General features: G+C 65.0%; 13 protein-coding genes. 5 read left to right on the forward strand and 8 right to left on the reverse strand.

The window, feature by feature from the left end; all coding sequences use genetic code 11:
- Positions 1–16 precede the first annotated feature (16 nt).
- Positions 17–781 carry a type I methionyl aminopeptidase gene (gene map / locus ACK4S9_RS10120; RefSeq protein WP_409724984.1) on the forward strand — a complete coding sequence of 255 codons (765 nt, stop codon included), beginning with the start codon at positions 17–19 and terminating at the stop codon, positions 779–781.
- 141 nt (positions 782–922) lie between these two features.
- Here map and gap read toward each other — a convergent pair whose 3' ends face one another.
- Both gap and tkt read right to left on the reverse strand, forming a co-directional pair.
- A complete protein-coding gene (gene gap, locus ACK4S9_RS10125; RefSeq protein ID WP_409724987.1) occupies positions 923–1,933 on the reverse strand; it encodes a type I glyceraldehyde-3-phosphate dehydrogenase in 1,011 nt (336 codons plus the stop codon).
- A gap of 79 nt (positions 1,934–2,012) precedes the next feature.
- Positions 2,013–4,010: a transketolase gene (gene tkt, locus ACK4S9_RS10130; protein ID WP_409724990.1), complete on the reverse strand. Its 1,998-nt coding sequence runs from the start codon at positions 4,008–4,010 to the stop codon at positions 2,013–2,015.
- 119 nt (positions 4,011–4,129) lie between these two features.
- Between tkt and ACK4S9_RS10135 the strand changes: the two genes are divergently transcribed.
- The gene (locus ACK4S9_RS10135; protein ID WP_409724993.1) at positions 4,130–4,855 is read left to right on the forward strand and encodes a 16S rRNA (uracil(1498)-N(3))-methyltransferase; all 726 of its coding nucleotides are present in this window, start codon (positions 4,130–4,132) and stop codon (positions 4,853–4,855) included.
- A 96-nt stretch (positions 4,856–4,951) separates the two neighbouring features.
- Here the strand turns inward: ACK4S9_RS10135 and ACK4S9_RS10140 are convergent, their stop codons facing one another.
- The gene (locus ACK4S9_RS10140; RefSeq protein ID WP_409724996.1) at positions 4,952–7,936 is read right to left on the reverse strand and encodes a carboxypeptidase regulatory-like domain-containing protein; all 2,985 of its coding nucleotides are present in this window, start codon (positions 7,934–7,936) and stop codon (positions 4,952–4,954) included.
- A 1,016-nt stretch (positions 7,937–8,952) separates the two neighbouring features.
- Between ACK4S9_RS10140 and ACK4S9_RS10145 the strand changes: the two genes are divergently transcribed.
- Together ACK4S9_RS10145 and ACK4S9_RS10150 are read left to right on the forward strand one after the other, a co-directional pair.
- Entirely contained in the window at positions 8,953–10,569 is a 1,617-nt protein-coding gene (locus ACK4S9_RS10145) for an NAD(P)/FAD-dependent oxidoreductase (protein ID WP_409724998.1), read from the forward strand.
- Positions 10,570–10,634: 65 nt separating this feature from the next.
- The gene (locus ACK4S9_RS10150) at positions 10,635–11,429 is read left to right on the forward strand and encodes an EamA family transporter (RefSeq protein WP_409725096.1); all 795 of its coding nucleotides are present in this window, start codon (positions 10,635–10,637) and stop codon (positions 11,427–11,429) included.
- A 114-nt stretch (positions 11,430–11,543) separates the two neighbouring features.
- Here the strand turns inward: ACK4S9_RS10150 and corA are convergent, their stop codons facing one another.
- The 5 genes from corA to glnA all read right to left on the reverse strand — a co-directional run bounded on the left by corA (position 11,544) and on the right by glnA (position 17,268).
- Complete coding sequence (gene corA, locus ACK4S9_RS10155; RefSeq protein WP_409725001.1) at positions 11,544–12,512, reverse strand: magnesium/cobalt transporter CorA; 969 nt, start codon at positions 12,510–12,512, stop codon at positions 11,544–11,546.
- 53 nt (positions 12,513–12,565) lie between these two features.
- Positions 12,566–14,047 carry a nitrogen regulation protein NR(I) gene (gene ntrC / locus ACK4S9_RS10160; RefSeq protein WP_409725004.1) on the reverse strand — a complete coding sequence of 494 codons (1,482 nt, stop codon included), beginning with the start codon at positions 14,045–14,047 and terminating at the stop codon, positions 12,566–12,568.
- A gap of 60 nt (positions 14,048–14,107) precedes the next feature.
- Complete coding sequence (glnL, locus tag ACK4S9_RS10165; RefSeq protein WP_409725007.1) at positions 14,108–15,178, reverse strand: nitrogen regulation protein NR(II); 1,071 nt, start codon at positions 15,176–15,178, stop codon at positions 14,108–14,110.
- A complete protein-coding gene (locus tag ACK4S9_RS10170) occupies positions 15,175–15,693 on the reverse strand; it encodes a DUF4124 domain-containing protein (protein ID WP_409725010.1) in 519 nt (172 codons plus the stop codon). Before ACK4S9_RS10170 ends, glnL begins: the two co-directional genes overlap by 4 nt.
- Before the next feature lie 159 nt (positions 15,694–15,852).
- A complete protein-coding gene (gene glnA / locus ACK4S9_RS10175; RefSeq protein WP_409725012.1) occupies positions 15,853–17,268 on the reverse strand; it encodes a type I glutamate--ammonia ligase in 1,416 nt (471 codons plus the stop codon).
- 285 nt (positions 17,269–17,553) lie between these two features.
- On the opposite strand from glnA, the gene ACK4S9_RS10180 reads away from it, so the two are divergent.
- Positions 17,554–18,012, forward strand: a complete 459-nt coding sequence (locus ACK4S9_RS10180; protein WP_409725015.1) for a rhodanese-like domain-containing protein — start codon at positions 17,554–17,556, stop codon at positions 18,010–18,012.
- Position 18,013 lies beyond the last annotated feature (1 nt).

The following is an 18,013-nucleotide window of genomic DNA, read 5'->3' on the forward strand; positions in this document are numbered from 1 at the left end:
AGAAAACGAAGACTTCATGGCAATCAAACTCAAGAACGACAAGGACATCGCAAAGATGCGCGTCTCCGGCCGCCTCGCCGCCGAGGTGCTGGCGATGATCAAGGAACACGTGGTGCCGGGCGTCTCCACCGAGGAACTCGACCGCCGCTGCAACGAGTACATCCGCAAGGTGCAGAAGGCGACCCCGGCCAACGTCGGCTACCACGGCTTTCCGAAGACCCTGTGCACCTCGGTGAACGGCGTGGTCTGCCACGGCATCCCGAGCGAACAGGAAGTATTAAAGGAAGGCGACATCGTCAACATCGACGTCACCGTGATCAAGGACGGCTGGCACGGCGACACCAGCCGCATGTACTTCGTGGGCGAGCCTTCTCCCCAGGCGAAGAAGCTGGTCGACACCACCTATAACGCCATGATGGCCGGCATCCGCAAGGTCGCCCCCGGCGCGCGCCTGGGCGACGTCGGCCACGCGATCCAGAAGCTGGCCGAAGGCGCCGGCTTCTCGGTGGTGCGCGAATACTGCGGCCATGGCATCGGCCGCGTCTACCACGAGGAGCCGCAGGTGCTGCACTACGGCCGCCCGAACACTGGCCTGCTGCTCAAGGAAGGCATGACCTTCACGGTGGAGCCGATGATCAACCTGGGCGGCGCCGACGTCGACCAGCTCGAGGACGGCTGGACCGTGGTCACCGCCGACGGCTCGCTGTCGGCCCAGTGGGAGCACATGGTGGCGGTCACGAAGAACGGCGTCGAGATCCTGACGCCCTGGCCAGACGCCTGAACTCAACCGGGGTCAGGTCTGACATTTGGACACGGGCTGAGCAGTACAGGCGCGTAACAGTCGAGTTCGTGTCTGAATGTCAGACCTGACCCCCATAAAAAAACCGGCCGAGGCCGGTTTTTTTATGATGTGGCGCGGGAATTACTTGGCGTTCATCAGGGCAACGGTGGTGTCCAGCATGCGGTTCGAGAAGCCCCACTCGTTGTCGTACCAGGACGAGACCTTGACCAGGCGGCCCGACACTTTCGTCAGGGTGGCGTCGAAGTTCGACGATGCCGGGTTGTGGTTGAAGTCCACCGAGACCAGCGGGTCGGTATTGTAGGTCAGGATGCCTTTCAGGGCGCCTTCCGAGGCCGACTTCATGATCTGGTTGACTTCGTCGACGGTGGTGTCGCGCTTGGCGATGAAGGACAGGTCGACGATCGACACGTTGATGGTCGGCACGCGGATCGCGAAGCCGTCCAGCTTGCCGTTCAGTTCCGGCAGCACCAGGCCGACCGCGGCGGCGGCGCCGGTCTTGGTCGGGATCATCGACTGGGTGGCCGAACGGGCGCGGCGCAGGTCTTCGTGCATCACGTCGGTCAGCACCTGGTCGTTGGTGTAGGCGTGCACGGTGGTCATCAGGCCGGTTTCCAGGCCGATGGCGTCATGCAGCGGCTTGACCAGCGGGGCCAGGCAGTTGGTGGTGCAGGAAGCGTTCGAGATGACGGTGTCGGTCGACTTCAGCACGTCCTGGTTGACGCCGTAGACGATGGTGGCGTCGACGTCCTTGCCGCCCGGCGCCGAGATGATGACCTTCTTGGCGCCGCCCTTCAGGTGAGCCGAGGCTTTTTCCTTGGTGGTGAAGAAGCCGGTGCACTCGAGCACCACGTCCACGCCCAGCTCGCCCCATGGGATCTCGGCCGGGTTACGCTGCGCGAACACGCGGATCTTGTCGCCGTTGACGATCATGTTGTCACCTTCGACCGACACGGTGCCCGGGAACTTGCCGTGCGCGGTGTCGTAGCGGGTCAGGTGGGCGTTCGATTCGGCGTTGCCGAGATCGTTGATCGCCACGATCTGGATGTCTTGTTTCTTGCCGCCTTCGTAGAAGGCGCGCAGGATGTTGCGGCCGATGCGGCCATAACCGTTGATTGCAACTTTGATCGTCATTGCTTAGCTCCTGATTAGAAAAAAACTTTTTTCACATTGCAGATGCAAAAAGGGCCGCCGTCAGGCAGCCCTTGAAACTTTACGCCGCGATGACGCCCTTGGCCTTGGCCACGACGTTCTCGACGGTGAAGCCGAAGTGCTTGAACAGCACCGGCGCCGGCGCCGATTCGCCGAAGGTGTCGATGCCGACCACCGCGCCTTCCAGGCCCACGTACTTGTACCAGAAGTCGGTCACGCCGGCTTCGATGGCCACGCGCGGGATGCCGCGCGGGAGCACTTGCGCCTTGTAGGCGGCGTCCTGGCGCTCGAACACGTCGGTCGACGGCATCGAGACCACGCGGGCATGGATGCCCTCGCCTGCCAGCGCGTCGGCGGCCTTCATGGCCAGCTCGACTTCCGAACCGGTGGCGATCAGGACGACCTTCGCATCGGCGGCGTCGCGCAGCACGTAGCCGCCCTTGGCCACGTTGGCGATGGCGGCCGCGTCACGCTCCATGAACGGCAGGTTCTGGCGCGAGAAGATCAGGGTGCTCGGGCCATCCTTGCGCTGCACTGCCGCGCCCCAGGCCACCATCGATTCGACGGTGTCGCATGGACGCCAGTTGTCCAGGTTCGGGATCAGTCGCAGCGACGAGACGTGCTCGATCGACTGGTGGGTCGGGCCGTCTTCGCCCAGGCCGATCGAGTCGTGGGTGAACACGAACAGCGAACGGATCTTCATCAGCGCGGCCATGCGCAGGGCGTTGCGGCTGTAGTCCGAGAAGGTCAGGAAGGTCGCGCCGAACGGGATGAAGCCGCCGTGCAGGGCGACGCCGTTCTGGATCGCGGCCATGCCGAATTCGCGCACGCCGTAGTTGATGTGGTTGCCCGGGATGCCCGAGCGCACCGCCACCGATTCCTTCCAGTTGGTCAGGTTCGAGCCGGTCAGGTCGGCCGAGCCGCCCAGGAATTCCGGCATGTTTGGCGCCAGGGCCTGGATCGCGTTCTGCGAGGCCTTGCGGGTGGCGATGGTTTCCTTCTTTTCCACGCAGGCGGCGATGGCGGCGTCCAGGGTTTGCTGGAAGTTACCCGGCAGCTCGCCCTTCATGCGGCGCTCGAATTCGGCGGCCAGCTCGGGGTGCGCGCCGCGGTATTCGGCGAACTTGGCGTTCCATTCGTTCTCGAACTCGGCGCCGCGCGCCTTGGCGTCCCAGGCTTCGTAGATCTCGCCCGGGATGTCGAACGGGATCGGATCCCACAGCAGGTGCTGGCGCACGGCCGCGATTTCCTTGTCGCCCAGCGGGGCGCCGTGGACTTTATCTCCGCCTTCCAGGTTCGGGGCGCCCTTGCCGATGATGGTCTTGCATTGAATCAGGGTCGGACGGTCGGATTGCTTGGCCTGCTCGATGGCGGCGGACACGTCGGCGACGCTGTGGCCGTCGATCTGGCCGATCACGTTCCAGCCGTAGGCTTCGAAGCGCTTGCGGGTGTCGTCGGTGAACCAGCCTTCCACGCGGCCGTCGATCGAGATGCCGTTGTCGTCGTACAGCCAGATCAGCTTGTTCAGGCGCAGGGTGCCGGCCAGCGAGGCCACTTCGTGCGAGATGCCTTCCATCAGGCAGCCGTCGCCCAGGAAGGCGTAGGTGTAGTGGTCGACCACGTCGTAGCCCGGACGGTTGAATTCATAGCCCAGCAGCCATTCGGCCAGCGCCATGCCGACCGAGTTGGCGATGCCCTGGCCCAGCGGGCCGGTGGTGGTTTCCACGCCCGGGGTGATGCCCACTTCCGGGTGGCCAGCGGTCTTCGAGTGCAGCTGGCGGAAATCGCGCAGGTCGTCCATCGTCAGGTCGTAGCCGGCCAGGTGCAGCATCGCGTAGTGCAGCATCGAGCCGTGGCCGTTCGAGAGCAGGAAACGGTCGCGGTTGAACCAGCCCGGGTTGGCCGGATTGTGGCGGTAGTGCTTGTCCCACAGCGCGACGCCGATCTCGGCCATGCCCATCGGCATGCCCGGGTGGCCGGAGTTGGCTTTCTGGACAGCGTCCATCGCCAGCGCGCGGATCGCGTTGGCCATCAGGGTGGTGGTTTGCGTAGATTTCATGAGCTTACGGTGGTCTGGATTGGAAAGCGGTGGCGTGCAGCTAGGCCGTAACCCGGTATTTTAGCAGACCGGGGTGCTGCCGAATTAAAATGCAGGTTTTCGTCTGTATAAAGAGCCGCATGCCCCGCTTTTATTGTCCCGCCCCGCTCGCGTCCGGCGCCACCGTCGACCTGCCCGAAGCCGTCGCCCACCACCTGCACGTGCTGCGCATGCAGCCGGGCGAGCCCCTCACCCTGTTCGACGGCCGCGGCGGCCAGTACGCCGCCATCCTGGCCGACATCGGCAAGCGGCGCGCCAGCGCCGCCGTCCAGGCCCATGAGCCGCTCGACGTGGAACTGCCCTATGCGATCACCCTGGCACAGGGCCTGCCGGAAGGCTCGAAGATGGACTGGATCATCGAGAAGGCGGTGGAACTGGGCGTGGCGCGCATCGAACCGCTGGCCGCGCGCCGCAGCGTGGTGCGCCTCTCGGCCGAGCGCGCGGAAAAGCGCCACCTGCACTGGGAGGGCGTGATCGTGGCGGCCTCCGAGCAGTGCGGGCGCAACCGGCTGGCGCAACTGGCGCCGGTGACTGACTTTGGACGCTGGATCGCCACGTCCGCCCCCGCGCCCCGCATCCTGCTCAGCCCGCGCGCCAGCACCTCGCTGGCCGACTGGGCCCGCGCTGAGGGTCCGCAGGCGCTCACCCTGATGGTTGGCCCGGAAGGCGGTTTTACCGGCGAAGAGGAAGATGCGGCCATCGCAGCCGGCGCGACCGCCCTGTCGGTCGGCCCGCGCGTGCTGCGCACCGAAACCGCGGCGCTGGCGGCGGTGGCGATGTTGAACGGGCTCTGGAACGGCATGTAGTTTTTACCGTTTGGTAAAAAACTGCTTTCTACATCTATATAGAGATGAAAAAAAACCGGCCCCTCGCGGGGCCGGTTTCATGCTGCCTGTTCTCGATCAGAACGAGTAGCGTGCGCCCAGGTACAGGCGGCGCGGGTCGAGGAAGGCGTTCGCCTGGCCGAACTTGTACTTGCCGGTCGAGTTGACCAGGGCCTGGGCCGCGGTACCCGACTGCTTGTCCAGCACGTTGAACAGGTCGACGAAGAATTCGACCTTCTGGCTGCCGGCCAGCTTGTAGGTGTACTTCAGGCGCATGTCGAAGGTGTAGTACGACGGGCCGGTCTGGCTGCCGATCGAACCGGCCTTGATCCAGGTATCGGTCACGCCGCCGAACGTGTACTCCTCGTCCATCTCCGGCAGGTAGCGGCTGGACACCAGCTGCGAACGGGTGTACAGCAGGCCGCTGTTCCAGTTGAACACGCCGCTGACCTCGAGGCCGTTGTCGAAGTAATAGGTGCCGTAGCCCTTGAACTGGTGCTTGATGTTGCCAGGCTGCGGGCCATAGGCGTTCGGCGCGCGCGGATCCAGCGCCACCCAGTCGCCCTGGAAGTCGGCGTTACTGTCGGAGTTGGTATTGCCCTTGGCTTCGTTCCAGGTGTACGACACCGAACCCATCCAGTTGTTGCGCTTGGCCTTGGTCAGGCTGACCTCGACGCCCTGGTAGTCACGCTTGCCGCCGGCCAGCGTGCCCAGCACGTAGTTCGAGTTCGGCTTCGACGGGAAGCCGAAATACGAGTACGGCAGGTAGAACGGGGAACCCGGACCGGCATGGCTTGGTACCGTGTTGTTCGGATCCGAGTAGATCTCCAGGTCGTAGTCTTCCAGGATGTCGCGGGTGCGGCGCTTGGTGTAGGCGATCGACGCGGTCCAGTCGCGGCCGATGTTGGTCGCGTAGCCGAGCATGAACTCGTCGGTGTACGGGGTCTTGGTGGTCGGCGCGAACACGGCATCCGGCTGCTTTTCGCCGCCGCGGGTACGGAAGGTCAGCCAGCGGTCGCCGACGAAGACCTGCTCTTCCTGCACCGGACCGGTCAGGTTGCCGGCGAAGTCCGACATGTTGGTGCGGATCGGGTCGTAGTAGCGGCCCAGGAAGCCCCAGATCTTGCTGCGGCCTTCGCCGGTCGGGTCGTACACCACGTTCAGGCGCGGCGCGAACTTCCACTCGAACTTGGCAGACTGGTTGCCCTTCGAATCCTTGTGGGTCCACTCTTCGGCACGCACGCCGGCGCCGACGGTCAGCTGGCCCTTGGTCCAGGTATCCTGCAGGTAGGCGGCCTTGCCGGTCGCTTCCACGGTGTAGGGCGAGGCTTGCGCTTCGCGGATGCGGTACAGGTTGACCTGGCCGCCCGGGTTGCCGGCGGTGCTGCCGAAGCGCAGCGCACGGACTTCCGGATCGGTAATGGTGCCGTCGCGGTTGGCGTCGAGCAGGGTGTAGAAGTAGGCGCGGTCGGTGGCCGAAGCGCCGTTGATAGCGCTGATAATGCGCGGAACGTCGGCGGCAACGACCGGGCGGCTGGTCCAGCCGGCGCCGACGGCGTCGGTGAACGAGACATTACCCTGGCCGACATTCATCGAAGTAAAGATCGCCTTGTCCGGGCCGGAGTAGCGCGAATCCTCGAAATACTCGTTCTTCGAGGTCAGGAAGCCGCCCTTGATGGTGTGGGTGCCCGCGTTGGCGGTCTCCCAGAAGTACTCGGCGGTCAGGCCGATCTCGTCGCGGTTGCGCTCTGAGATGAAGTCGGTGCCGGACCCGCCCAGCTGGGCCGATGCCAGCGGCACGTTCGGGGTGTTGCGGAAGGTGACGTTATTGCGGGTGGCCGGGTTGGCCGCGAAGTCCGATACTTCACCCTCGTGGCGGAACGCGTATGCGGTCACGCGCAGGTTCTCCATGTCGCGCGAATACTGGATGTTGTAGTTGTTGCCGCCCTGCTTGCGACGGGTGTCGCGGTTGTTCAGAGTGGTGGCGGTGGTGGTGCCGGTGGTCTCGGTCGGGTCGTTGAAGAACGAAGCCACCAGGCGGTCGTTCTCGGTCGCCTGCCAGGTCAGTTTCAGGAAGCCGAGGCGGTCGTCGCGGTTGACGGTACGCATGAATTCGTTGGTGTCCGAATTGACCACGTCGGTCTCGCGCGCCTTCTTCTGGTAGGAACCGAAGAACCACAGCTTGTCCTTGATGATCGGACCGCCCAGGGTCACGGCCGCGTCGTAGGTCGAGAAGCCCGACGAGACCGAGTTCTTGTAGTCGGCGACCAGGTTGTCGTTCTGGAAGTAGTAGTTGATCGAGCCGTGGTATTCGTTACCGCCCGACTTGGTGATCACTTTCGAGACCAGGCCCGAGCCGCCCGCGTATTCGGCCGGGATGCCGCCGGTCAGGATCTGCTGTTCCTGGATGATTTCCGAGTTGATGTTCGAGCCGAAGGTGCCGGTGCTCGGGTCGGTGACGTCGACGCCGTCCAGGATGTAGACGTTGTCGGACGAGGAGCCGGTGGCGCCGCCGATGTCGGAATAGTTCACGCCGGACTTCGAGGACGGGTTGCCGCCTGCCGAAGGCTTGACGCCCGGGACCAGCTGCAGGTAGCTCTGGTAGCTACGGCCGGTCGGCAGCGATTCCACGACGCCCAGGTTCAGGATGGTGCCCACGGTAGCCGAGGTGGTGTCGACCTGCACCAGGCGCGAACCGGTCACGACGACCTGCTGTGCGCCCGAACCGCCGGCGTCGCCGCCGATCGAATAGGCCACCAGCGGGTTCTGGTTCGAGACCACGGCCACGCCGGTGGCGGCGAAATTCGTGTAGCCAGGCGCGACCACTTCGACCTTGTAGTCGGTGGCCGGGTCGAGGCCGGCGATACGGACGGTGCCGTCCGCTTCGGTGGTGCCGGTCTTGGTGACCAGGCTGCTCGGCGAGCTCACGCGCACCGTTGCGCCAGCGACCGGCTTGCCCCCTGCGCCGGTAATGGCAATACGCAGGCCACCGGTTTCAGCGGCCAGGGCAGCGCCCATGAAGCACATGCCGATCGCCACCGAAATCGCCGAACGACGCAGCATGGTCGCCTTCGACGTTTGTTTTACCGTATGCAACATAACTCTCCCATTCCTGTAGAAGCACATTTTTTTAAAATCGGAGCAATGCAAGCGTAGAGCCCCGACGCACCAGCCGCGTTATTGCATTCACGGTATGGCGCTTGCCTGCCCTGGGGATCCGACCTCTCTCCCAAATGGCAAAATGAGGAATATTTATTCCTCGTCTCGCTGCTTGTTCCAGCTCAACTTCCACATAGAATCATAGGCAAAGTTATGGCGTCAATAATAACTATTGGAAATGTGCATACTTACAACACTCACGTCTTGGCCTTATGTCTGTCGCATGAAACTGCTGATTTTGCGGCAATGCAGCATAGATTGTGTGCCAAAAACGTCGGAATCCGGATAAAAACATGGAAAATTATGTCTTTACGGAATTATTTACATTGCAACGCCGCTACACCGAATTTTGGGTACTTTAGGCGCAACAATTATGCCTTGAGGAAATAGGCGTAAATTCGCGTGAATCAGGGGACAAAATGCTGAAATGGATTTTTCGGTAATAGCCTACTGACGAAAAATTCATCTATGCTCTGCGGTGGTGCATGGAAATCATCGAATACATCGCTGCCCGCTTCGGAAATGGACGAGCCCTCATGGCGCCGCCCTCCGACAGGGCCCCGCCATGGTGCAGTGACCGGAATGCACAAGGCCGTGCCTGCATGCAGGACACGGCCTTGTCGTCGATCAGGACAGGCGCCGCCTGCCCTGGCCTTCAGGCGATCAGAACTCGTACTGCGCCATGATGCGGACCGTGCGGCCGCTCCGCACGTTGAACGGACGCAGGTAGTTCGGGCCCCACCAATGGGGGGGAGGGTGGATGTTTGTTTTTTGCAACATGCAGATGGCTGGCGGTGCGCGGCACTGGCGACTGGGCAGCCTCCAAGTGGGCGGCTCTTGGGTAAAATAGCGGATTGGCCGGCATGGCCCCGGCCTTTTCTTTCATTGTTGCATTGCCAGCAACCACGTTTCCGACTCCTATGCTCCGAATCAGCGAACTCAAGCTTCCCCTCGACCATCCCGACACCGCCCTGCGCGAAGCCATCCTTGCCCGGCTCGGCATCGACGCCGCCGACCTCGTCGATTTCACCGTCTTCAAGCGCAGCTACGACGCGCGCAAGAAGTCGGCCATCGTGCTGATCTACCAGGTCGACGTCGACGTGCGCGACGAGGCCGCCGTGCTGGCACGCCTTGCCAGGGACCAGCAGGTCTTTCCCTCGCCCGACACCGGCTACAAGTTCGTCCCGGCCGCCAGGCCGGCGCCGGGCACGCCGCGCCCGATCGTGGTCGGCATGGGCCCCTGCGGCATGTTCGTGGCCCTGATCCTGGCCCAGATGGGCCTGAATCCCCTGGTGCTCGAGCGCGGCAAGATCGTGCGCGAGCGCACCGTCGACACCTTCGGCTTCTGGCGCAAGCGCAAGCTCAATACCGAGTCGAACGTGCAGTTCGGCGAGGGCGGCGCCGGGACTTTCTCGGACGGCAAGCTGTACAGCCAGATCAAGGACCCGAAGCATTACGGCCGCAAGGTGCTGACCGAGTTCGTCAAGGCCGGCGCGCCCGAAGAAATCATGTACGTCAGCAAGCCCCACATCGGCACTTTCCGCCTGGTGAAGATGGTCGAGCAGATCCGCGCGGAGATCACCCGGCTGGGCGGCGAGATCCGCTTCGAGACGCGGGTCGACGACATCTATGTGAGTGAAGAAAACGGCGTGCGCCAGGTGCAGGGCGTGCGCCTGTCGAACGGCGAAGAAATCGCCACCCGCCACCTGGTGATGGCGATCGGCCACAGCGCGCGCGACACCTTCGAACTGCTGTACGAGCGCGGCGTCTACATCGAGGCCAAGCCCTTCTCGATCGGTTTCCGCGTCGAGCACCCGCAGTCGCTGATCGACGTCTGCCGCTTCGGACCGAACGCCGGCAACAAGCTGCTGGGCGCGGCCGACTACAAGATCGTGCACCACGCCTCCAACGGCCGCTCGGTGTACAGCTTCTGCATGTGCCCGGGCGGCACGGTGGTGGCCGCTTCGTCGGAAGAAGGCCGCGTGGTCACCAACGGCATGAGCCAGTATTCGCGCAACGAGCGCAACGCCAATAGCGCCATCGTGGTCGGCATCACGCCCGAGGACTACCCGGGCCACCCGCTGGCCGGCATCGCCTTCCAGCGCGAGCTCGAATCGCGCGCCTACGTGCTGGGCGGTTCCAACTACGACGCGCCGGGCCAGTTGATGGGCGACTTCGTGAAAGGCATTCCGTCGAAAGAATTCGGCTCGGTGGTCCCGTCCTTCAGGCCGGCGGTGCACCTGACCGACCTGGCGCCGTCGCTGCCGGATTACGCGATTCAAGCGCTGCGCGAAGCCTTCGTCGCTTTCGACAAGCAGATCAAGGGATACTACAAGGAAGACGCGGTGCTGACCGGCGTCGAGACCCGCACCTCCTCGCCGATCCGCATCAAGCGCAACGACGACGACCTGCAAAGCCTGAACACGCGCGGCCTGTTCCCGGCCGGCGAAGGCGCGGGTTACGCCGGCGGCATCATGTCGGCGGCGGTGGACGGCATCCGCGTGGCGGAAGCCGTGGCGCTGGCGATGGCCGCGTGAAGCCGGCGGCGGGAGCGCCGGCCGGCGCCGGGACCTTCGGCCCCGGCCTGGCGATCCTGGCCTCGATGGTGTCGGTGAACGCCGGCGCCGCCTGGGCCAAGGGCCTGTTCCCGCTGGTCGGCAGCCAGGGCGTGACCGCGGTGCGGGTCGGCCTGGCCGCCGTCATCATGCTGGCCGTGGTGCGCCCCTGGCGCAGCCTGCCCGCGCGCGCGGACGCACTGAATCTCCTCGTCTACGGCCTGATGCTGGGCTGCATGAACCTCTTGATCTACGGCGCTTTCGCGCGCATCCCGATCGGCATCGCGGTGGCCATCGAGGTGGTCGGCCCGCTGGCCGTGGTGGTCCTGTCCTCGCGCCGCGCGCGCGACTTCGCCTGGGTGCTGCTGGCCGGTCTCGGCCTGTGGCTGCTGGCGCCCGTGCATGAGGGCGTTCCCCCGCTCGATCCGGTCGGGGTGGCGTATGCGCTGGGCGCGGCCTTCTGCTGGGCGATGTACATCGTGTTCGGCAAGCGCGTGTCTACCCTCAACGGCAGCCACGCGGTGGCCTGGGGCATGCTGGCGGCGGCGCTGTTCACGGTGCCGGTCGGCGTCGCCCATGCCGGCGCGGATCTGCTGCTGCCGGCCGTGCTGGCCGGCGGCCTGGCGGTGGCGGTGCTGTCGAGCGCCCTGCCCTACACGCTCGAGATGGCGGCGCTGGCGCGCCTGCCGCGGCGCGTGTTCGGCATCCTGGTGAGCGCCGGACCGGCCTTCGCGGCGCTGGCCGGCTGGGTGGTGCTGGGCGAGCGCCTCACCGGCATGCAGTGGCTGGCGATCCTGCTGGTGATCCTGGCCTGCGGCGGCGCGGCGGCGACTAGCCGGTAGGGTGCACGGCTTCGCCGTGCGCGCGTTCAACTCCGGCATGCGTCGACACTGCGCGTCCGGGAATTGAACGCGCGGTCGGCAGAGCCGACCACCCTACGGAAAACACGGGCGGGATCACAGCCAGCCCGCCTTCTTGAAGCGCCGGTACAGGTAAAAACATACCCCGGCCATCACGCACAGCGCCGCCGGGTAGCCGTACTTCCACTTCAGCTCCGGCATGAATTCGAAGTTCATGCCCCAGATGCCGGCAAAGGCGGTGAACACGGCGAAGATCGCCGCGTACGAGGCCAGCTTCTTGCTGATGTCGTTCTCTTCGATCGCCACCATCGATAGCGTCACCTGGATCGCGGTATTGATGGTGTCGCGCACCGCGTCCAGGCGGCCGAGGATGCGCAGCAGGTGGTCGTGGACGTCGCGCAAGTAGTCCTGGGTCTCGGCCACCACTTCCGGCACGCGCCCGCCGTGCAGGCGTCCGATTGCGTCCATCAGCGGGATCACCGCGTGGCGCAGCACCTGCGACTTGCGCTTGAGCGCATACAGGCGCTCGACGTTGGCGCGCTGCCCGCCCTGCTGGCCGAAGATGTGGTCCTCGATCGATTCCAGGTCGGATTCAAGCGCGTCGACCACGGGAAAATAGCGGTCCACCACCGCGTCGACCAGCGCATACAGCACGAACCCGGAACCCTTGCGCAGCTGGTGCGGCTCGCGCTCGGCGCGGGCGCGCACGCCGAGGAAGCCCTGGTTGGCGTCGCGCCGCACCGACAGCACGTAGTTGGGACCGGCGAAGATCGCCAGTTCGCCCGCGTTCAGTTCGTCGCCGGCCAGTTCGACGATGTGGGCGACGACGAACACGCAGTCGCCGTATTCCTCCATCTTGGGGCGCTGGTGGCCGCGCGCGGCGTCTTCCACCGCCAGTTCGTGCAGCTTGAATTCCTCCTGCATCGTGGCGATTTCCGCGGCGTCCGGATCGCGCAGGGCGACCCAGACGAAGGTACCCGGCTCCTTCAGGTGTTCGCTGATGTCCTCGACCGGGATGTCGGACAGCTTCTTGCCTTCATGGTAGGCGACACAGTTGATCAGCATGGATGGTGTAAGCGGCAAGTCTGCAGGTGATGCGCCAGCTTACACCATCGCCATCACTCCTCACGTGCGCCATCTATCCCAAGCTCGACGATCTTGCGCGTGATGGTGTTGCGGCCGATCCCGAGCCGCATCGCGGCGTCGTTCTTGCGCCCGTGCGTGTGCTTGAGGGCGGTCTTGATCAGGGCCGACTCGAACTGGCGCCCGAGCGTGTCCATCACGTCGGTCTGGCCGGCGCTGAGCATGCCGGCGGCCTGCTGTTCGAGCAGCGCGATCCAGCCTTCGGGCGAGATCGGCGCGCTCGGTGCGATCGCCGCCGCGGCCGTCGCCGGGGCCTGCGGGGTCCCGGCCGGCCTCGGCTCCTGCAGGGGCGACACGAGCGGCGCCACTTGCGTCAGGTCGCGCGGCAGGTCCTTGACCTCGACCGTCTGGCCCGGGGCCATCACGGTGATCCAGTTGCACAGGTTTTCCAGCTGGCGCACGTTGCCGGGCAATTCGAGTCCGGCCAGGAAGCGCATCGACGCTTCGCTCAGGCGCTTGGGCTCGACGCCCAACTGGCGTGCGCTCTGCACCAGGAAGTGGCGCGCCAGGATCGGGATGTCCTCGCTGCGCTCGCGCAGGGAAGGCAGGCGCAGGCGGATCACGTTGAGGCGGTGGTACAGGTCTTCGCGAAACAGCCCGTCGCGCACGCGCTGTTCCAGGTTCTGGTGGGTGGCGGCGATCACCCGCACGTTGGCCTTGACCGGCTGGTGGCCGCCGACGCGGTAGAAGTGGCCGTCCGACAGCACGCGCAGAAGACGCGTCTGCAGATCGAATGGCATGTCCCCGATTTCATCCAGGAACAGGGTGCCGTTCTCGGCCTGCTCGAAGCGGCCGCGCCGCATCGCCTGGGCTCCCGTGAAAGCGCCGCGCTCGTGGCCGAACAGTTCCGACTCCAGCAGGTCTTTCGGGATCGCCGCCGTGTTCAGCGCGATGAAGGGTTGCTGGGCGCGCGGGCTGTGCTTGTGCAGGGCGCGCGCCACCAGTTCCTTGCCGGTGCCGCTCTCCCCCGTGATCAACACCGTCACGTTCGACTGCGACAGGCGGCCGATGGCGCGGAACACTTCCTGCATGGCCGGCGCGTGGCCGAGGATTTCGGGCGTCTCGGCGGGCGCCGCTTCCACGCTGGCTTCGCGCAGGCTCTCTTCCAGCGCGCGCCGGATCAGGCTGACCGCCTTGTCGATGTCGAAGGGTTTGGCCAGGTAGTCGAAGGCGCCGCCCTGGAAGGACGCGACCGCCGAATCGAGGTCGGAAAACGCGGTGATGATGATGACCGGCAGGCCGGGATGGCGCGCCTTGACGGCGCCGAGCAGTTCGATGCCCGATTCGCCCGGCATGCGGATGTCCGACACCAGCACCTGCGGCGTATCGGTCTCGAAAGCGGCCAGCGCATCCTGCGCGTTGGCGAAGCTGCGGGTCTCCAGGCTTTCGCGCGCCAGGGCTTTTTCGAGCACCCAGCGGATCGATGCGTCGTCGTCGACAATCCAGATCGGTTTCATGTATTCGTGCTTCCCGCAATATGATGATTCGGGGACTCACGGCGGATGCTTCTCCCCCGCTTATGGCAAGGGCAGCAGGATCCGGAAATCCGTCAGTCCAGGCCGGCTTTCGCACTCGATCACACCCAGGTGCTGCTGCACGAAGGTCTGCGCCAGCGTCAAGCCGAGGCCGCTGCCGCCTTCGCGCCCCGAGACGAGCGGATAGAAGATGCGGTCGCGGATCTCGGCTGCGATGCCCGGTCCATTGTCGATGATATGCAAATCTAATGCCAGCCCATAACGGACCTTGGCCAGGGTGACCTGGCGCGCCACGCGGGTGCGCAGCACGATCTCGGCGTCGCCGGCCGCGATGCGCCCCCTCAATGCCTGGGCGGCGTTGTGGGCGATGTTCAGCACCACCTGGATCAGCTGCTCCATGTCGCCCCTGAACTCGGGAATCGAGGCGTCGTAGTCGCGCCGGATGGACAGGCCGGTCGGGAACTCGGCCAGGATCAGGCTGCGCACGCGCTCGCACACTTCGTGGATGTTGACGTCGCCGACGATGTGGGGCTTGCGGTGCGGCGCCAGCAGGCGGTCGACCAGGGTCTGGAGGCGGTCGGCCTCCTTGATGATCACCTGGGTATATTCCGACAGGTCGGCCGGATGCTGCGGCGGCAGCTCGAGCTCGAGCAGCTGGGCCGCGCCGCGGATGCCGCCCAGCGGGTTCTTGATCTCGTGGGCCAGGTTGCGGATCAGTTCCTTGTTGGCCTGGCTCTGGTCGAGGATGCGCTCCTCGCGGTCGAGCTTGAGCTGCTGGACGTTCTCGCGCAGTTCGATCAGAAGTTCGTCCTCGCCCAGTGCGCTGACGATGCTGTTGACGTGCAGGGGCTCGCGCCCGCCGCGCTGCAAGACCAAGTCCTGGCGCAGGTCGGCGTACTGGTGGGCCAGCGCCTGCGCGCACAGCGCGGCCAGCTCCTGGCCGTTGGTGAACAGTTCGGGCAGCGGCGCGCGCTGCAGGGATTTCAGCGACAGTTCGAGCAGGTTCTCGGCGGCCGGGTTCGCGTAACGCACCTCGCCCACGGGGCCGAGCAGCAGGACGCTCGATGCCAGCAGGTCGAGGCCGGCGAAACGCGCGGATGCCGATGTGTTCATCGAATCTTGCTGATCTCGCGTTGCAGCGCTTCGATGTTGCGTTCGGTGCGGCCGATCTCGTCGCGCATCGACGCCACCCGCTCCAGGTACTTGGCGTAGTTGCGCTCGTTGCCCTGGCGTTCCGGCTCGCCGTTGTTGAAGTCGCGGCGCAGGTCCGCCAGCTTCCTCTGCTCGATGCGCAGTTCGTCGTTGAGGATCTCGCGGCGGTCGTCGTCGCGCGCGCGCTGCTGGGCGCTGTCGACGCGCGGGAAGCTGGCCGGGCTGACGGCGGGGGCCGGCCCCGGGTTCGGCGGGCGCACGGCCGGAATCGGCGCCGAAGCGCGCGGCGCCGGCGCCGGCGCGTAGCCCGGCAGGTCGAGGGCCTTGCAGCCGCGGCGGGCGGTGTCGGTGAATTCGACGCGTCCCTGTTCGTCCACGCACTTGTAGACGGCGCCCTGGGCGTGGGCTCCGTTGTGGAGCGCGAGACCGGCCAGCGCCAGCGCCATCATTCGGAAGAGGCTAATTGTCTTTCCCATCAGAAATCAGTCTGCACAATAAACGTGCACGCATTGTAGTCCGGCCCGAGTGTACAGCAAGGATGAAAAAAGGCGGGGAAAGCCCTCGCTTTCCCCGCCTTTGTTACAGACCCTGACGCCCGGTGATGCATGAGCGCAACGGTTCTGTTGACCTCTTGATTACGACGAGTAGTACATGTCGAATTCGGCCGGGTGCGGGGTCATGCGCAGGCGCTGCACTTCCTGCATCTTCAGGTCGATGTAGGCGTCGATCATGGCGTCGCTGAACACGCCGCCGCGGGTCAGGAACTCGCGGTCCTTGTCCAGGGCTTCCAGCGCTTCCTCCAGCGAGGCGCACACGGTCGGGATCAGCTTGTCTTCTTCCGGCGGCAGGTGGTACAGGTCCTTGGTCGCGGCTTCGCCCGGATGGATCTTGTTCTGGATGCCGTCCAGGCCGGCCATCAGGAGGGCGGCGAAGCACAGGTAGACGTTGGCCAGCGGGTCCGGGAAGCGCACTTCGACGCGGCGGCCTTTCGGGTTGGCCACGTGCGGGATACGGATCGAGGCCGAGCGGTTCTTGGCCGAGTAGGCCAGCTTGACCGGGGCTTCGTAGCCTGGCACCAGGCGCTTGTACGAGTTGGTGCCCGGATTGGTGATCGCGTTCAGGGCGCGCGCGTGCTTGATGATGCCGCCGATGTAGAACAGCGCGGTGTCCGACAGGCCGGCATAGCCGTCGCCGGCGAACAGGTTCTTGCCGTCCTTCCAGATCGACTGGTGCACATGCATGCCCGAGCCGTTGTCGCCGTTCATCGGCTTGGGCATGAAGGTCGCGGTCTTGCCGTAGCTGTGGGCCACGTTCCAGATTACGTACTTCATGTTCTGGGTCCAGTCGGCGCGCTCGACCAGGGTCGAGAAGCGGGTGCCGATTTCGTTCTGGCCGGCGCCGGCCACTTCATGGTGGTGCACTTCGACCGGAATGCCCATCGATTCGAGGATCAGGCACATTTCCGAGCGCATGTCCTGGAAGCTGTCGACCGGCGGGACCGGGAAGTAGCCGCCCTTGACGGTCGGACGGTGGCCGCTGTTGCCGCCTTCGATTTCCCGGTCGGTCGACCAGGACGCTTCGTCCGAATCGATCTTCACGAAGCAGCCCGACATGTCGATCTTCCAGCGGATCGAATCGAAGATGAAGAATTCCGGTTCGGGGCCGAAGAAGGCGGTGTCGCCCACGCCCGAGGACTTCAGGTAGGCTTCGGCGCGCTTGGCGATCGAGCGCGGGTCACGGTCGTAGCCCTTGCCGTCCGACGGTTCGATCACGTCGCACTGCATGAACAGGGTGGTCTCTTCCATGAACGGATCGATGTTGGCGGTGCTCGGGTCCGGCAGCAGCAGCATGTCCGACGCTTCGATGCCCTTCCAGCCGGCGATCGACGAACCGTCGAAGGCGTGGCCCGACTCGAACTTGTCTTCGTCGAAGTGCGACACGGGGACGGTCACGTGCTGCTCCTTGCCGCGGGTATCCGCAAAGCGCAGGTCAACGAATTTCACTTCGTTGTCTTTGATGAGTTGAATTACGTCTGCAGCCGTCTTTGCCATTCGTATCTCCTGAGTGAAAAGGGGGTGCCGCGCTGGAAAGCCTCGCAGCGGGCAACTTGCCGTACATCAAAGCATGAACCGTGCCAAGCTGCCGTTATGAACAAATGCACAATGCTTCGTTGGAAATCGCTGAACTGCGGCCTACAATCCTCGAAACACTGCATGATCGAGCGGCGCGCCGGCGCACCATCTTGGTGCGCTTGTGGCGCCGGTGCACCATCGCAGCGCAGGATACACCGAACCAAGTTGGTGCATCGACTTTTCTTGTTCAAAACGGATCACATCATGACGACTACCGAGACCATCCTTGCCCAAGCCCGCCAGCGCGCCGGCGGCCAGCCCTATGCCGGCGCGGTCACGCCCGAGGAAGCCTTCGCGCTTCTGCGCAGCGACCCGCGCGTGAAACTGGTCGACGTGCGCACCAATGCCGAACGCGACTGGGTCGGGCGGGTGGCGATTCCCGACGCCCAGCACGTCGCGGTGCAATGGGCCACCTATCCGGGCGGCGCCCCGAATCCCGCATTCGGTGCGCAGCTCGAGCAGGTGGCGCGCAAGGACGAGGTGCTGCTGTTCCTGTGCCGCTCGGGGGTGCGCTCGCGCCACAGCGCGCGCGTCGCCACCGAGCATGGCTTTGCCGAGTCCTACGACATCCTGGAAGGTTTCGAGGGCGACCGCGATGCCGAGGGGCACCGCAAGACGGTCGGCGGCTGGTGCAAGGCCGGACTGCCCTGGATCGGGGCTTGAG

It is taken from the genome of Massilia sp. (assembly GCF_046293535.1).
Taxonomy (GTDB): domain Bacteria; phylum Pseudomonadota; class Gammaproteobacteria; order Burkholderiales; family Burkholderiaceae_D; genus Telluria.

Bases quoted from the DNA above. Each gene is read 5' to 3' on its own strand.
- map (WP_409724984.1), top strand. From the start codon at position 17: ATGGCAATCAAACTCAAGAACGACAAGGACATCGCAAAGATGCGCGTC.
- gap (WP_409724987.1), bottom strand. From the start codon at position 1,933: ATGACGATCAAAGTTGCAATCAACGGTTATGGCCGCATCGGCCGCAAC.
- tkt (WP_409724990.1), bottom strand. From the start codon at position 4,010: ATGAAATCTACGCAAACCACCACCCTGATGGCCAACGCGATCCGCGCG.
- ACK4S9_RS10135 (WP_409724993.1), top strand. From the start codon at position 4,130: ATGCCCCGCTTTTATTGTCCCGCCCCGCTCGCGTCCGGCGCCACCGTC.
- ACK4S9_RS10140 (WP_409724996.1), bottom strand. From the start codon at position 7,936: ATGCTGCGTCGTTCGGCGATTTCGGTGGCGATCGGCATGTGCTTCATG.
- ACK4S9_RS10145 (WP_409724998.1), top strand. From the start codon at position 8,953: ATGCTCCGAATCAGCGAACTCAAGCTTCCCCTCGACCATCCCGACACC.
- ACK4S9_RS10150 (WP_409725096.1), top strand. From the start codon at position 10,635: ATGGTGTCGGTGAACGCCGGCGCCGCCTGGGCCAAGGGCCTGTTCCCG.
- corA (WP_409725001.1), bottom strand. From the start codon at position 12,512: ATGCTGATCAACTGTGTCGCCTACCATGAAGGCAAGAAGCTGTCCGAC.
- ntrC (WP_409725004.1), bottom strand. From the start codon at position 14,047: ATGAAACCGATCTGGATTGTCGACGACGACGCATCGATCCGCTGGGTG.
- glnL (WP_409725007.1), bottom strand. From the start codon at position 15,178: ATGAACACATCGGCATCCGCGCGTTTCGCCGGCCTCGACCTGCTGGCA.
- ACK4S9_RS10170 (WP_409725010.1), bottom strand. From the start codon at position 15,693: ATGGGAAAGACAATTAGCCTCTTCCGAATGATGGCGCTGGCGCTGGCC.
- glnA (WP_409725012.1), bottom strand. From the start codon at position 17,268: ATGGCAAAGACGGCTGCAGACGTAATTCAACTCATCAAAGACAACGAA.
- ACK4S9_RS10180 (WP_409725015.1), top strand. From the start codon at position 17,554: ATGACGACTACCGAGACCATCCTTGCCCAAGCCCGCCAGCGCGCCGGC.